General features: G+C 39.3%; 9 protein-coding genes. All 9 read right to left on the bottom strand.

Features of this window, described 5'->3' with window-relative positions:
• Window positions 1-369 precede the first annotated feature (369 nt).
• A complete protein-coding gene (locus tag AACW45_RS28275; protein WP_190629480.1) occupies window positions 370-2997 on the bottom strand; it encodes a CHAT domain-containing protein in 2628 nt (875 codons plus the stop codon).
• A gap of 89 nt (window positions 2998-3086) precedes the next feature.
• Window positions 3087-6611, bottom strand: coding sequence for a two-partner secretion domain-containing protein (locus tag AACW45_RS28270; RefSeq protein WP_190629478.1), 3525 nt, complete (start codon window positions 6609-6611; stop codon window positions 3087-3089).
• A 35-nt stretch (window positions 6612-6646) separates the two neighbouring features.
• A complete protein-coding gene (locus AACW45_RS28265) occupies window positions 6647-8941 on the bottom strand; it encodes a DUF11 domain-containing protein (RefSeq protein ID WP_190629476.1) in 2295 nt (764 codons plus the stop codon).
• Window positions 8942-10059: 1118 nt separating this feature from the next.
• Complete coding sequence (locus tag AACW45_RS28260) at window positions 10060-11490, bottom strand: O-antigen ligase domain-containing protein (RefSeq protein ID WP_190629474.1); 1431 nt, start codon at window positions 11488-11490, stop codon at window positions 10060-10062.
• A 97-nt stretch (window positions 11491-11587) separates the two neighbouring features.
• Window positions 11588-12523, bottom strand: coding sequence for a glycosyltransferase family 2 protein (locus AACW45_RS28255; protein WP_190629471.1), 936 nt, complete (start codon window positions 12521-12523; stop codon window positions 11588-11590).
• Entirely contained in the window at window positions 12441-13643 is a 1203-nt protein-coding gene (locus AACW45_RS28250; RefSeq protein WP_190629469.1) for a glycosyltransferase family 4 protein, read from the bottom strand. The genes AACW45_RS28255 and AACW45_RS28250 overlap by 83 nt, the downstream gene beginning before the upstream one ends.
• 611 nt (window positions 13644-14254) lie before the next feature.
• On the bottom strand, window positions 14255-15211 hold the full coding sequence (locus tag AACW45_RS28245) for a glycosyltransferase family 2 protein (protein ID WP_190629467.1): 957 nt from the start codon (window positions 15209-15211) through the stop codon (window positions 14255-14257).
• Window positions 15205-16353, bottom strand: a complete 1149-nt coding sequence (locus AACW45_RS28240) for a glycosyltransferase family 4 protein (protein ID WP_190629465.1) — start codon at window positions 16351-16353, stop codon at window positions 15205-15207. The genes AACW45_RS28245 and AACW45_RS28240 overlap by 7 nt, the downstream gene beginning before the upstream one ends.
• A 1-nt stretch (window position 16354) precedes the next feature.
• The gene (locus AACW45_RS28235; RefSeq protein WP_242045538.1) at window positions 16355-17272 is read right to left on the bottom strand and encodes a hypothetical protein; all 918 of its coding nucleotides are present in this window, start codon (window positions 17270-17272) and stop codon (window positions 16355-16357) included.
• Window positions 17273-17277: the final 5 nt, after the last annotated feature.

The raw sequence follows: 17277 nt of genomic DNA, 5'->3' as shown, positions 1-17277 counted from the left end.
ATAAATTTGTAGTGCGAGCATCTTGCTCGCTGGTATTCAAAAGCGAGCAAGACTTCGGCGTGAGCGCTCAGTCGAACGCTGCTCGCACTACGAAATATGGATCAATACAGTTCAGTTAAGGATAATTGTAGGTTGGGTAGAGCGATAGCGAAACTCAACATTAAAGCAATTTTCAGGTAAATAGACCACACTGTAGGGGCACGGCATCTACAATCTTCTTGTATATACAATAATCTTACTGGTGCCGTGCCCCTACTACGATTGTGGTTCAAATGCATGAAAACTGCTGTAAAGCGGCTTTGTTGGGTTTCGTTCCTCAACCCAACCTACATCTTTTCAGGTTTTTGATGCTAACTGAACCGTATTGGCTTATAACCAATTACCGACAAGCACAAACGCCGCCCAAAAATAGGGATGCTGGTATAAAGGATCGGTCATGATTTTCAGCTGCGCTTGTCGTAATGCTTCAGCTTTAGTGAGGTTCGGGTTATTCAATTGCTGATAAAATTCTTTCATTAAGTTGGCGGTGGATTCGTCATTTACCGACCATAAACTAGCGATGGTACTTTTAGCTCCAGAACGCAAAGCAAACCCAGCTAACCCTAAGGTAGCGCGATTATCACCGGCTGCGGTCTGACAAGCACTCATAACTAATAATTCGATTGGTTGCTGAAGTCCTAATCTTCGGGATTGGAATAGGCGATCAAAATCTAAAATAGAAATGCGATCGCTCCATGTCAGCAAAAAGGTATCCTTGGGATCGGAACTAAATTGACCGTGAGTTGCAAGGTGAACTATGGGGAATGGTTGGGTATCAAGGTACTTTTTCAAGCTATCGCGAGTAAATTCTTGATTTAGCAATACCTTGGTCTTAATTTTCGTCCTTACTTCCTGAATTTCTTCTGTCACCGCAGGTAAAGAACTAAATCCTTGGCGTGCTTCGGTTAATCCCGCAGCTAACACGCCTAATTTTTGTCGTTTTAGTCCTTGGGGAAATAACTGTAATCCCGGACTCAGGGCTACATTATATTTTTCTACTACATATTGTTTACCATCGTGTAGCGCTGGCATGGGGATGTTGCGCAATAAACCATCTAGGACAAAAACTAAGGTTGTGACTTTACTGTTGTTGAGTTTTTCCTCCGCAGGTGCGATTAACCATTTGTAAACTCGTTGTGAAAGGCGAAAACTTTCTTCCCTGATATAACCACGGGACATATAAGAATAAAGGCGTTTGAGGTTAGCTTCTATTTGCGCTTTGGGGATTGTGGTGCTGTAGTGATGCAGGGGTTGATTGGGAAGAGAAAGGATAACTTCTAAGCGATCGCTTAAAATAATGGGGTAAATCACGGCAGCTTGAACATCGATTTTATCGATAGCTACAGGATAGGTATCGACACAAGCATCTTTAAAATAATTATCCAATTCTGCTAATTGTAGAGCTTCGATTACCTGACGCGCTTGTTTGAGGTTTTTTTGATTGTCTCCTGGTTGTAATAACAAACTCACATAATCTCGATAAATTGGTTCAACACTTTCTTTAAAGTCAAACTGGACATCGGGATTAATCGCAATTAAATCGCTGCGCAGGGATTGTAAGTTATTAAAGGCGATTTCATAAGCTGCGATCGCACTTTCTATGTCTCCTTGTTCTTTAGCAATTTTCCCTGATTGTGCCGCAGTCCGCGCCAGCAAATCAGATGCATTCATTGCTTGCGCTAATATTTGTGCTTGTTTAGTTAGTTTTATCGCCTCTGTTAACTGACCGTTTTGCTGGTAAAGTTTACCTAGTTGTTGCAGAGAATAAACCTCGGATCTAGAATCTTGAATTTCCTGGGCTTGTTGGCTAGTTTTTGCTAATAATTGGGCGATTTTAGCAGAATTGTTCTTTGAATCTGTCTGCTTAATCTGTTTTTGCATGAGACTTTCTGCAAAGTTTATTTGAGCATAAATAGCCGGACGACTAGGAGAAAGTAAGGCGAGGTTAGTTTCAATTTCTGGAATTAGCGATTGTGTCGCTTCCCATTTTTGCAATTTAACTAACAAGCTTAATTGATTTAATTGCGCTTCTAATTTAATTTGTGGTTCTGGAGATAAATTAATTGCTTCTTGATACTTGCTCAAAGCTACATCATAGTTGTTTAAATCTTTAGCAACATTACCCAGGCTGAAAATAACTGCACTGACATCAGCAGGAGAGTTCAATTTTTGACTAATTGCTAAACTTTTCTCTAGTACTGTTTGAGATTGCTGAAGGTCGCCTATGGTTTGTAGCGATATCCCTAAACTTCTCAATCCTTGGGCTTTTAACAAGCTATCTGGTTGATTTTGAAGTTCTTTTACTAGTCCTTCTAACAAGGTTTTTGAACGTCGATATTGTCCTAAGATTTGCAAAGCTTGGGCTTGATTAATTTGACTGATGAGTTTACCTATTTTATCTCCCGCACGTTCGTAAATTACTGCGGCTTGCTTCCAAGTATCTATAGCAGTTTCTGTTTTACCTTGGATTATTTGCAGGGAACCTTGGGTATTTAATGCTTGAGCTAACAGTAAACTAGTTTGGGTATCTCTTGTTTTAATTTGCTTGATTAAATTAATACTTTCGTTAATTATTTTGTCGCTTTGGGGAATATTGCCTAATTTTTGATATGTTAATGCTAGGTAATTTAGTACTTGAATTTGCTTAACTTTTTCTTGCCTGTTTTGGTAAAAATTAAGGGCATTTTCCCATGTTTTAGCTGCTGCTTGATATTGTCCATTTTGATAGTAATTCTTGCCTTCTGCCAATAAATCAGAATTATTCGCTATTTGTTGAATTAGCGGTGATGAATTTGGCAAGGTAGAAGAATTAGCAACGGCATAAATATTTTTATTGATAAATAATATAGTTAAGATTAAGCCAGTTAAAAAAATATATAATCTCTGCCGATTTTTCCTGTTTGAGGAAAATTTAAAAAATAAGATTTTGGCTAGTTTGAGGACTGTTTGATGATTCATTATATTTAATTCAAATAAATACACAAAGCGCTGAACTCAGGTTGAAGCCAAAATTTTTCATGTTGGGCAATTTTGAGCATATCGAGTCATTAATGGGGAACTTTCAAGCTGTTTGGCTGGTTTTGTAATTTTGATAGATTACTACAATCAGGAGATTTATTAAAGCTTTCTTGAGGTAAAGATGCCACTAATTCTACTTCTCCTTGGGCGTTAATTTTCCAACTGTTAGCAGCAACAATTAATTGTCTAATTGGCGGCAAAGTATAAGTTGCTTGATTGCGGCTCTCTGTAGTGGTAAAATCTCGCATATCAGACAAAAAAGTTTGACCGCGAGCAGTTGTTGCTGGATCTGCTGGTAAACCACCTGTACCGGTGATGATAAAGGAATTATTCTCCGTTGCGCTACAACTAGCAACTATGCGATCGCTCGGATCGGTGGGTTTATCGCCTAACTCTACCAACCCCGAACTCGGATCGAATCCTAGATTGTTAATTGATACGGTTCCCGAAACACCGAAAACTGAACTGGCTGTAATATCACTTCTAGAAGTAGTCTGCTGTTGAAACCCAGTTCCAAACAGACTAGTAGCTGTAATCTTGACATTACCACCACGACCGAAGAATGCGTTAGCTGTAATATCGCTATTTTCTGCGGGGACAGTCACGATAAAATTGGTGTCGATAGTAATGTTTCCACCGTCACCACCTGCGCCAGCATTTCCCGCAGTGGTGGAAATCTCGCTTTCACGGCGTAATAATAATAAATCTGGTAACTTCAGGGTAATATTCCCGCCATTGGTACTGCCTGTCTTTGCAGAAATTACTGCTTGATTGTCAAGCATTAATTTATTGGCGCGAATTTCAATATCACCACCAGTTCCCGTACCTTGGCTATTAACAGAAATGGCTGCACCATCTTTGATTTCTACCAGTTCGGGATCGATGAAAATATTACCGCCGTCGCCAGTAGAACCCGGAGTAGTATTAGAAAATAAACCTGTATTTGCACCTGAGAGTAAAACTTTATCTTTGGCGATGATTGTGATATCGCCTGCTTTTCGCGCACTGGCGGTTAAGGCTTCTAACTGTGCGCCATTGGTAACAGATAAAGATGGTGTAATAATTTCCAGCTTACCGGCTTCTCCGCTTGCATTTTCTAATGTACCGACAAAAGCACCGCTAGGGTAAAAAGGTTCTCCAGGATTTCCGTCAAAACTTACTGATTCACTGGCATTAATAAAAATATTACCTGCATTACCCACAGAATTAGTACTAGAACTAATAAAAGCACCATTTTTCACTGTCAGTTGACCAGTTTTAATGTCAATATTATTAGCATTACCTCGAGAACCTGGTAAGACTTCGCTGAGAATCGCACTAGGAAGTACCTCTAGTCCGGAAAAACCGGGGGGTAAATATAAAACTGCACCATCAATAATCACGGATTTAGCGGCTTCTATCTCGATTTTGCCTGCATTGCCGATTCCTTGAGTGCTAGCTCTAATTTGCGCGCCTTCTTGCAAAGATAGAGAGCCAGTTTTAATTTTAATAATACCGCCATTCCCTTGACCAATATCCCAGACAATGCTACTAAAACCGCTAAAAACCCCATCTAAGGTGCCGGTGAGAGCGATCGCATCTGCCACATTTACGGTAACATTACCTGCATTACCTAAACCTCTAGTTTGCGAGAATACTTGACCTCCATTAGTAGCAACAAAGGTTTTACTGTTAATTTCTACATCCCCTGCATTTCCCCCAACTGTACTTCTGGTTTGAGTAGCTATCCTAGAGTTATTTAAAGAAATTGCTTCAGCATTGACAATTACATTCCCCCCATTTCCTGCACGAGTAACGGTGGATAAATTTGCTTGATTTGCTTCTAAGGATTTAGCGGTAACTATTATGTTACCGCCAGTACCTGTGGCGCTTCGACGCAAATTACTTTGCACCACGTTACTCAAAGAAATTAACGGGGCGTTGAGGGTGACATCGCCACCTTTACCAGCACCAAAAGCGGCAGTTTCAATAAAAGAACTTACCGGAGGTGCTGCTTCTTGAATAATTGCCGATTGACTTTTTAGGGTAATATTTCCGCCTACAGAACCGTAAGAAAAAATTTGCGTTCCCCCAGGCATAAAAATATCACTTTGTGCTAACAAAGTAATATTTCCACCAGGGTTATTAAACACAGTATTCCCATCCTCGTAGGCAGACGCACCAAGGATGAGCGGTGTAATAATTTTTCCTTTGGAATCAATGAAAATATCACCGCCACTACCATCTATAAATGTCTGGGCTAGGGATTTAATATTAATATCACCGGATAAATTAGGATTCGGCTGATACTGATTAGTTAAATATATTAATCCTCCCTGATTAGTAATTTGATTGATAGTAATATTGGCATTACTAGCGTTACTATTTAGGCTGGGAACAGGAGAAAAAGCGGCGGTATCTCCGGTAATTCCTATAGAATTAAAAGCAGTAGTTCCGGCTCTAATATCAACAGTTGGTTTGAGACTACCATTAATTGAAACTTGAGTGACACCATCAGCTAAGGTAACTGTTTCATTAATAAAATTCGTATTATCAGGACTAGTAATATTTAAACTATCAATTGTGACGCTACCACCTGCAAAAATGTGCAGAGAAGCACCTGTATAACTATTAAAACTAACATCGCCACTAGCGCGAATAATGGGATCGTCAGTACTAGCTAAATCTCCACCATTACCATTGATTTGTTCGAGGCGAAAATTTCCACCAGTGGAAAATTGCGCATTTCCCCCAATAGCATTAGCTGAACGCAACAGCAGATTATTCCCTGCGAAAAAGCCACTCTGAGGATGATTTAAAGCGAAAATGTCTATTTTATTGGCTTGTAAGAGTAATTTTTGTCCAGATGAGGCAATAAAAGGCTGATTGAGGCTATCTCTAATTTTTAAGGTATCGGTAGCTTGTAAGGTTAAATTATTCCCTGCTTGTAACTGTCCTTGCAAGTCGAGATTTTTACCCACTAAAGTTAAATCTTGCCCTACAGATAAGTTACCAGAATTATTTATGGTACTTTCCGGTGGTAACCAACTATCTAACCCTAAAGGCTGGTTTATGGTGAGTAGGGAAGGTGCTTTTGGGTTTTGCGTACCGAATCTTTCCCCATTGGGAAACAAGAAACTTTTGCTGGTACTGGCGAAAAAAGAACCAGATATATCTAAACGCGCATCTTTACCAAAAACAATGCCGTTAGGATTAATCAAGTATAAATTCGCACTACCTAATACGCCCAGAGTTCCGAAAATATTTGAGGCTTGATTTCCCGTAACTCGTCCGAGAATATTCTCAATCCCTGATGGATTAGCAAAATAAACTCGTTGCTGATTACCGACGTTAAAGTCTTGGAAGCTGTGAAATAAATTATTACCCCGAATTGCACCACCATCAATGCGTTCTATATTACCGCTTGATTGTTGTACATTCGGGGTTATTACAGAGCTTTCTTTACCCAAACTATTGTCAGGGATAATCTGCGCCCATACACCAGGGGTTAAACTTAGGGTACAGGCGATCGCGCCACTGCTGACCAAAATCTTAATTAATTTGTAGTGCACCATCTTGAGTTAGCTGATTGCTTCACTGAGGACTCTGGTTAAAAGATAAAATCGTTGATATTAACCGCAGTGACTCCTGTGAAAGTGATAGTACCACCATTTAAAGAGGTTAGATCTAGCTGGAGATTGTGATTAGTGAGGGAGACGAGGCTATCTTTAAGATTAAGGACGCGATCGCCATTCGTATCCAAAATACCTTTAACTAGCTTCAGTTCTCTGAGGTCGATTTTGTCTTGACCTTTACAAAAATCAGTAATAATGTCCTTACCAAAGTTTATACCAAAGATAAAGTCATCAGCCCCCAATCCCCCGGTTAAAATATCGTTACCTCTACCGCCAGTTAACAAATCGCAACCATTACCCCCATTAATTGAGTCATTGCCATCAAAACCAGATAATATATCATCAGCGTTACCGCCGACAATGACATCATTAAACCGACTTCCTGTAATGGTATCTTTGGCGTTATTGCCCTGTAATTGAAAATTTTGAATTGGATTAGTAATATTAACTTGCGATAAATCAATATTAGCTGACTTATTGCCTGATGCTAAAATTACTTGATTGATATTATTACCAATCGTGATGTTTTGAATTGACCAATTTTTCTCAAAATTATAAGTGCTAATTTGTTGCAATCTGCTTCTAACTACTTTATCTCCATTAGCATCGTTAATTGTCACATTTACGTCAGTGGGATTGGTAAAATTAAATGAGTCTAAAGCCGCTTGCAAATTCCTAAAAGTTCCCACCGAATTACCATTGCGATCGGTGACGACAGCACTTGTATCTGTCACAGCAACATTCACAAAATCGGTAGTACCTGGACTAAATTCGCCTGCGTTAAATTCGATGGTTTCTGTTTGCGTACCGTTGTCAAGAGTAAAGCTACCATTATCAAAGCGATCGCGGCTATAAACTCCATCTTCAATAAACTTAAATAGCGCATCTACTACCGCTTTTTCATCTTCAATATTCGATAAATCTCCATCAGCTTGTAAAGTATCCCAAACTGCTAAATCGGCTAAATATTGCGGATCGTTATTTTTCAGCCAACTTGCAAAAAAACTCGCGCTTCCAGTTTGACCAGGTGGTAAAAATTCCGATTGATTATTGGTAGGATAAGCTTTAGGCGCTGGTTCTACATCAGGATCGGGATTGAAAATATACGATCCGGGAGTACTACTAGGATCGAGTAAATCTTCGATGGAATAAATAGTAAATTGCTGTCCGTTATTTAGCGTTCCAGCTATTTTAAAGCTAGAAACATCTAACCTCGCGCTAGCTGTAATTGAGCCAGATTTGAGATTACTGCCATTAAAACCAACAATTTCCGCTTGATTGGTAATATTTAATAAGCCAAAATTAGCCCTTGGTTGATTGGCATTTTTTTGCACGTTGTAATGCAAAAAAAATGTCCCATTAAAAGGTGTATTATAATATTCTGGCAGTTCGGAATTAATATTGCCTGTAAGCGGGTCAATAGTGCCTATTTGACCGGATAAATTAGCAGTTTTAACGTTATCAGTACTAACTTTGGCGTTAACTGTAATAGTTTTGGTTTCCCCAGGCGCTATACTATTAAATAGTACCTCAACTGTTTGGGCATTCCCATCACCACCACCAGCAGTATCAAGATTCACACCACCATCAAGACTGAGGCTTTGCAATGTTAAACCTATTGGCAAAACCTGAGTCATATCGTCTAAAATTTTCACATTGGTAGCATTAACCGCACCATTATTAGTGACTTGAATTTGAAACGATACATCATCACCAGGAAGGGCTAAATATTGCTCTGGTTTACCATCATTATTACCATCTACTTCTTTGGTAACCTTAGTAAATTTTTTGCTTAAATCTAACTTAACAACAGGCGCAGTTACACTAGTGTAGTCATCTTCATTAGGGTTGCGATTATTGACAACCGAATCTGGATCGCGTTGATTAGCCGCAATAATTTCTGCGATATTAGTATAAGCATCAGGGCTAGTTGCATTGACAACTTTACCCGTCAATACTAGGGTTGCACTACGTCCCGATTTGATATTACCTACATCCCAAATTCCGGTTTTGCTATCATAAGTCCCCAGACTAGTACTAGCATTAACAAAGCTAAACCCAGCAGGTAATAAATCTTGAATTTTTACCCCAGTTGCATTAGCAGGGCCGCTATTATTTAATCTTAATGTAAAAGTAGCTTCACTACCTAATACTAAGGGAGTATTAGAGATAGTTTGCTTCAGCGATAAATCGGCTAGTAAAGGTTCGCAGTAACTCCTGCTGCTATTTTTTAAGGAAGTATCGGAGATTCTAGTAGTTTTAGTAGTCATAGTAATGATTACATCCGTGAGTAAATAAGAATGGGAAAAAGTCAAGTATAAAAGCCTTCATTCTTGACTTTTTTAGCAACATTATTCTGAAAGATTGGGATTAAAAAGCTTAAATCTACATAGCTTTAATTAGCCTATACTGGTAAATCGAGGTTGTTCCAGGGTGATAAATTTGTCCAATAGAGGGCAAATATCCGCTTATCTGTATGTTGATAACAAGCTTTTTTGAATAATTTTTGAATTTTCAAATATTCCTTGACAAATTTTGTTATATTTAACTTAAATCTTCGTCAAAAAAATACACATAAATATTATTTTACTGATGGATAAAATTTAAACTTTTGGGTACATGTCGGGTATTTTATGAAACTCTGTATTCATATTAAATAAACAAAATATTCCTGTTTTAGTTATTAAAGCACAATGTTATGTAATTCTAAAAATCTAGATAATATCTTTAAAAAAGCTGTCTTAGAGGCGCTTATATAAATAAATTGTTAAGTAGTAGATTTTTTTACTGCAAGTATGTATGCTAAATAATTTATAGAGAAAAATACCTCTAAGCCTGATGCAGCAACGCACAAGCGAAAAATTAATTTATCTGAAATTACTCACTGTTAGATGTTACTTTTAACAGAGAAAAATCAACCCCTTATTTAAAACTTCATATTTACAAAAATCGGCTGATTAGGAATTGTATCTAAGCTCACATTTAGGCACAATTTAATATAAGTAGGGTGGTGCAATTAAATATAATTAGTAAGGGCTGTCATTAGTCATTGGTCATTCGTCATTGGTAAGGAGTTGACAGTTGACAATTAATTATCAACAAACGGCATAGCAGCGATTAAAGTATGCATTCCCTTCCATCGTTGCAATCGCCCAACAATGCCAATTAACAGCCCTTATAATGCTAAACATAAAAAATCGGGCAATCGGGTATGGGAAAGAACATACAGCATATTTCAGGTAAATGAGGTACGCGCTTCGGGGCATGGCAGTGCCAATGCCCCTACAATTAACGATTATCTGTACCTCTCCAACTTGCAATTCGCTGTATCAATGCCCAATGCCCCATGCCCACTCGCCTTGAGCGAAGTCGAAAGGATGCCCAATAACTACTTAATCCCCTGATGCTGATAATATTTATGTGCAGCCATAGCCATAGCCAGAAATCCCCAAAGCATCATACCGCCAACACTCAGCATCCCGCTACTAATCACTAGTTGTAAACAAAAACTGATACCAATAGCGCGGGCGGCACTAACAAAACTATCAAATTGTCCTTCCGTGTACTTACTGACATTAACTATCAATAAAATTAAACCGCCTAAATAAGGTATTGCACCAAACCAGCCTAATGTGAAAAATATATCTAAAACGCCACTGTCAATCACAAATACTTCTATTTGTCCGGTTTTATCATTGACTTTCCAAATATTTCCTAACCCATTACCTAACCCATTAGAAAGAGCAATGCTTAGGTTTCTATCGTAGCTTCCCGATCTATCTTTAAAGCTAGTATCATTTTCTAGATTAGAAAAACTCTCAAAGCGACTAACAACTATTTCAGAAATTGGCTCGATGGTTGTTAATGGTACAACACATACTGCCATTACCAAAATAATAGTAATTAACCGCATTTGAATTTTAGCTTTCACCGAACCTAAAAGGAGAACTACTCCTAGTAACCAACCACCCCAATTAGTCCGGGCTTGGGCTAGGATAAATGATAAATAACCAACAGCAGAGGCAGGAAAAATTAAAAATCCAGTTCTAGTAAATAATAGTAATAAACCCGCTTGCATGACAGAACCAAAAGGCCCGACTGAGTGCAAAGTACTCCATACGCGCATCCCAAAAGGTTCTGGATTGCCAGAACTAGTAAACATTTTGGATTCTATAAGCCAGTATCTATCCCACTCTGGTGCTACGACAAATTGATATACACCATAAGCCCCCAAAATTAACACACACCACAGAAATACCCGTTGAATATGCTGGCGATAACTGGGATAATCTCGCCAATTAATAAATAAATGAAAAGCAAAAATAATCGGACTTAGCCAATCTAAAAGACCGCGTGCTACAGGTACAGGTGTATTATAAATTAGACCTACGAGAAAACCATAAAACACCCCGATAAAACCTAACAAAAAAGGTAAACCGCCTTGACGGATGCTACTAGGAAGATAGCGTAAGAAAGTACCTATACATACAAACACTACTAAATAGGGTGTGATTAGGATCTGACGAGTAGGGTCCCAACCTACTCGATAATCGATTAAACGTGCAACTAGGGGTGTGAGAAACCAAACCCACCAAGTAAAGCCGATATAAAGAATAGGATGACGAAAATAGAGAAATAAACCTACCAGTAAAGCTGTTGCGGGAAACACCAGACGCAACATTGCTGCTGCACCTGCAAAATAACAAACTACTGTGAGGAGTACAAAACCCAAGATTACCATCCAAGCTTGTGGTGCGCGTTCTTGGGGTGAGAAATTCTCTTTTAATACACTATTGAAAAGTAATTGCTGAGAGGTCATTCAATTTTGGATTTATTTCGCTTTGCGTGTCAATGGTCAATGGTCAATGGTCAATAGTCAATAGTCAATGGTCAATAGTTATTTTACGAATTACGAATTACGAATTACGAATTACGAATTGTCTATGTGTTTGCCATCCTTGCCAACGTCCTTGCAAAGATGCCCACCATTTTTTACCAGCTAATTGACCTTGACTGGGTAAAAGTCGTAGCCATTGAATTAAGCCTAAACTATCTCTGGTACCGATGAAAATTGCCCAGATTAAAAATACTAAACGCCGCAATGGGGGTAAATTTTCTAATAATACTAATGTTTCGTTATGAACTAAATTAATAAAGGCAATTTCGTTAAAATTATGGCGTTGATCTTCATCAAAACGTTGTGCAGGATAGTGATCTACTGCCACTTGTGGATCGTAAATTAACTTCCAACCTGCGCGTTTTAAGGCGAGGGTAAATGCCATTTCAAAATGTACTTGTGCCCCTGTACCGCGCATTCTTTCGTCAAATCGCAAATTAGCAGTCGCTTTTTGCCGAAAACTCATGTTCACACCTTTGAGAACATCAACTTCACGGGGTTCTCCCACTCCTAGATGATGGTTACCAATGACTCTACCAAACCATTGCAACTTACCGACGATTTGCCGCGATTCATCAAGCAGTCGGTTTCCTTGATGAACCCAATCACGCCCACCCACACCAGCAATGCGGTTATCTGCAAGAAAATGGGCGTTGATTTTCTCTAACCAATCTGGGTGCGGTGCAGCATCATCATCTGTAATTGAAACAATATCACCTTCTACTACAGCTAATCCAGCGTTGAGGGCGGCTACGACTCCGGGAACGCTAACTGTAACGGTGTGCAGTGGTAGGTTATATGCTGATTGGGCGAGGAATTCCCAAGTTTGGCTATCTGTATCGCGGACAACAACGATTACTTGATCTACAGGTTTAGTTTGCGCCTGTAGGGCTAACAGACAACGAGACAGATCCAGAGGACGGCGATAAGTGGGGATGAGAACTGTGTTCTTCATTCTGGATTAACTCCTCAAATAGATCCACATAGGTTTGTGCCATCGTATTCCAGCTATATTGTTCGGCAACGGAACGGGCGGCTTGAGCCATTTGCTGCATTAAAGGGCGATCGCAGACTAAAGACAACAAAGCGGCGACTAAAGCCTCAATATCATCGGAATCGGGCAAAATTACCCCGCATTCTGGCGTCACTAATTCTGCACCGCCAGTAGCAGAGGCGGTAATCACAGGTAAACCAGATGCGAGGGCTTCTAATAATACGAGGGTGCAAGCTTCATAACGGGAAGGAAATACAAATAAATCCACAGCCCGCATAATTGCCGCAATATCACGGCGATAGCCTAAAAAATGCACTCGTTCGCTAATACCTAAAGTTGCGGCTAGCTGGGGAAAGGGGCTACCCTGAGTGCTACCTACCACTGCTAAATGTAAATCGGGGACTTTAGCTAAGGCGTAGAGTACGGTGTCTAAATTTTTTCTGGTGGTGCGGATATCGCCAGCAAAGAGGGCGAGGGGGACATTGGCTGGTAAACCCCATGTTTGACGATTGCTAATACCGGGGGTAAATTCTTGTAAGTCTACGCCGTTGACAATTACCTGAATACGCGATCGCGGAACGCCAATATTCACTAATTCCTGGGCGACTTTCTCGGAGACAGCAACGACTACTTGCGCTTTTTGGAATGCTTGCTTTTCCCAATGGGCGTTTAAAGCAGTATACAGCCATTGGTACAAACCATAAGCATCGCGACGGGTGCGGGAAATATGCACAGGCGATCGCCACCAAGAACTATGGACAAAATGCACCGCATTCACATCTGCGAATGTGTTGGTAATTGCGCCGTTGACTTTAACTAAATCAATCTCAGAGCGATTTTTTTGCAACCAATCGGCACTTTTTTGCGCAAATACGAAATTACGCAAAAATTCGGTGGGGAATTTCTGAACGGGAATTTCTATCCATTTTACTAGGCTATTTTCTGCTAACTCTGGTGCAACTTCGCTAGCTAATAATGTCAGGTGATGTCCGCGACGAATTACTTCTTTAGCAACCTCATAATTAACTCGTCCTTGACCATCACCTTTTTTAAATTTGTGGGTAACAATGCAAAGTTTCACACATCACTTCCTTAATTAATTAGGTTTAGTCATTGGTCATTTGTCATTGGTCATTTGTCATTGGTCATTTGTCATTGGTCATTGGTCATTGGTCATTTGTCATTGGTCATTGGTCATTGGTCATTGGTCATTGGTCATTTGTCATTTGTCATTTGTCATTGGGACATCCAATTTTTTAAATACCCAATAAATTTGTAGTGCGAGCATCTTGCTCGCTTTAGAATATCAGCGAGCAAGACTTCGGCGTGAGCGCTCAGTCGAACGCTGCTCGCACTACGGAATATGGGTAATTTATTGTTTGTAAGTCCCATTTGTCATTTGTTATTGGTCATTTTTACAAAGTTTTGAGCGCGGAAAACCTGCGATCAGACTTTGCGTTTTGTCATTGGTAAGGGATTTAATACCAATTTAATCAGGACTTAAGCAAAAATTGCCAAAAAGCTTAATTTATTGCACTGCCCTAATTATATGCACTTACTTAGTTAATAAGGATACTTCTCAAGAATATCCAAGTTAAAGACAGTTGCACCCACAGATAAACACCAATAGATACACATAATTTACTAATAATTTTTTGTGTTTTTCTCCGTCTTCTTCTCATTTCATTACGGTTATAAAATAAATGTTAGTGCTAAAGCAGCTAGAGTGCGTAAGTTTAATTTCTGCTGACTCAATGCTTGCCAAAGATAAGGACGGGCTGCATCTTTCTGTTTGTTGCGAATTAAGCCAATCCCTAAAGTTGTATTAGCTTCTAACCATTTATGATGAAAGTATGACTTAAATTCTTGCAGTTTGGGGTCTGACATCAAGGTTTGATAACAAAATAATTCGCTTTTAGCCTTGCGAATTTTTGCTTGGGCATCATGAGAACCACTGAGTATGGTATCAGTTTGCTCGTGGACGCGATAGCGCGTTAATCTTTCAGGAGAATAGTAAGCGCCATAGCCAGATGTACTGCAAAGATAGGTTAAATATAAATCCCACATACCACCAACTTCTGCAGGAATTTTATTCCAATCAACAAGACTAGCACGAATTACACAAGCAGCCGCAGTAGGTATACTTTTATCTATTAAGCCTATTTTAGTAAAAGATTGATAAACTCCTGGGGCTAATTTATGGCGTTTAAAACCTCTTGTATTCTCTTCTGTAGCTGGGTAATTAATATTACCTTTAGCATCGATAATATATTGATCGCAAAAAGCCAGAATCAGGTCGGGATTGGCTTCTAATGGCGGTACTAGTTTGGCTAAAAAGTCTGCATTCCACATATCATCATCATGCAGGCTAGCAACATATTTACCACGCGCTATTTTAAAGCCATGCATTTGATTAGCAATCATGCCAATATTTTCTGGATGTCGCCAAAAGCGGATACGCGGATCGGCAAAAGATTCGACAATCGGTAGGGGATTTTCTGAACTACAATTATCAGAAATAATAATTTCAATATTTTGATAAGTTTGTTTAACTGCGCTAGCGATCGCGTGTTTGAGATACTCTGGTCGATTGTAGGTAGGAATCACCACACTCACCAGTGGTTCAGATAATTGATTATCGCTCAACATAAATTTCTCTGCTTATTTCTTGCATGGAATTCAGTGATGGTTTTAGTATAAATTGCGGCTAATCGCTGAACATGAATATCAATGGTATATTCTTCCTGATACCAAGCTTGACCTTGTTCGCCAATTAATCTGGCTTTGCGATAGTTATTAGCTAGTTCATTAATCGCCGCAGCCAACTGAGAAATATCATTAGGTGAAATGAGAATTCCTGTTTTCCCATCTTGTACATATTCGGGAATTCCCCCGACAGCACTAGCAATTACAGGGCGATAGCGTGCATAAGCTTCTAAGGTGACAAGACCGGCTGGTTCTGGCCACAAACTAGGAAAAATTACAGCCAAGCACTGTTGATAAAGGGTTTCTAATTGTTCTGGTTTACACCAACCATGCCATGTAATGCGATCGCTTAACCCTAAATCTTGGGCTAATTGTTCCATTCGTGGTTTACTCCAACCATCACCAGCAATATCTAAATGGATATGTCGCTCAGTTTTGCTTAAGGCTTTGAGTAGCCAATCTAAACCTTTATCGGGAACAATGCGACCAACAAACAAAATGCGCTGATGTTGATGAATTGTCCGTTTGAGAGGTTCTGTGGGGAGATTAGGCGATCGCACACCACAATGGAGGGTAATTATCCGCTCAGGTGCTATCCCTACACGAATAATTTGTTGACGCACATATTCGCTATTGGCGATTACGGGAATTTTCAGTGTTTTCAGTATAGTTAAGGGATTGTAAGCATTCCACCAATCACCAAGAATTTTGTGCGGTCTGCGGCTACCACAACCATCTACGACATGACCCCACAAGCATCCTAGAGGATCGAGGGAGCGATCGCAGATTTTGCCTCGGTCTGCTAAATATTTGGTACCGCTAGGACAGTAGGTGCAGTGATTGTGCAGAGTAAATATGGTGGGACATTCTTCACGGATATCGGCTAATAATTCCGGATCGTGGATGTGCAGCAACTCAAACTGAGATTGATCCTCGGTTTTTATCTCCTTGAGAACGCGATCGCTAACTCCAGAAATTTTTGATAGTGCTAAAGATGCTACATAAGTTTCAATGCCACCACCTCCTTTCATATTCGTGTTGGTACAGTGATAAATCATTTTGGTATTAGTTACAATTTTGTTCATGTTATACACCGATGTTCAACCAAAATTTGTGCCTGACATCGTTCACATAATGCCTTAATGCAATCTGCTGCGAAGCGTAACGATCAGGATACATAAATTGGTCGTCAACATTAATTATATATTTATCTTTTGTGAGTGGTTTAGCATGGGCATTATGCATAGCTAAATGAACTACAGTTTGGTCTGTATAAAAAATAGGTGATTCGACAAATTTAGCAACTCTCTCTAATGGTGGATACCAATCTAATTGCTGTTTTAAGATGAAAAAACCTGCGTTAACTGGGTTAATTTTTTCATCGCTTTCTAAAAGAATGCGATCGTCTAAAGAAGGTTTACAATCTGGTAAATACCAAGGTAAATTATCTCTAGATTGACATAGAGCAATTAAATCTGTAGCTCCAGGAAAAAATAAAATATCCGCATCTGTATAAATTGTGGGACTGTCAATCTTTAATGACATTAAAGCTGCCAATCTTTTCCACATAGCCTTAGTGGGTCGATGGGGATGATTTAGAGCATGTTTAAAGATATAATCGGGAATTTGTGGAGCGGCTAAATCTTGCCAATCAACAACATCTACACAAGGGTGAATTTGCGACAATAATTTACAAGAGTTAACCGTATAACTACCATCAGAAATCACAGTAAATTTATGAGGTACGCCTACATGACGAATAAACGAGCGAATACTTGCTACCTGTACAGCTAAATCTCGTTCGCAGGAAAAAGCATAGACATTAATATTGACTTGGCGCGCTTGTTTAATCGGGATATTAATAATTTTATCAACAATTTGTGTATAGATACTGCTGATAACTTGCCCTTGAATTTTACTGGAATGGTAGCCGATATTTACCATTGAATTTACCTCATACAATATAGGTAAGTTAGTTTTATTTACAGAGGTATTTATCCCCATCTGGA

Source organism: Calothrix sp. FACHB-168 (genome assembly GCF_963889195.1).
GTDB lineage: Bacteria > Cyanobacteriota > Cyanobacteriia > Cyanobacteriales > Nostocaceae > Aulosira > Aulosira anomala_A.
This window is presented reverse-complemented; position numbering and strand designations above follow the sequence as displayed.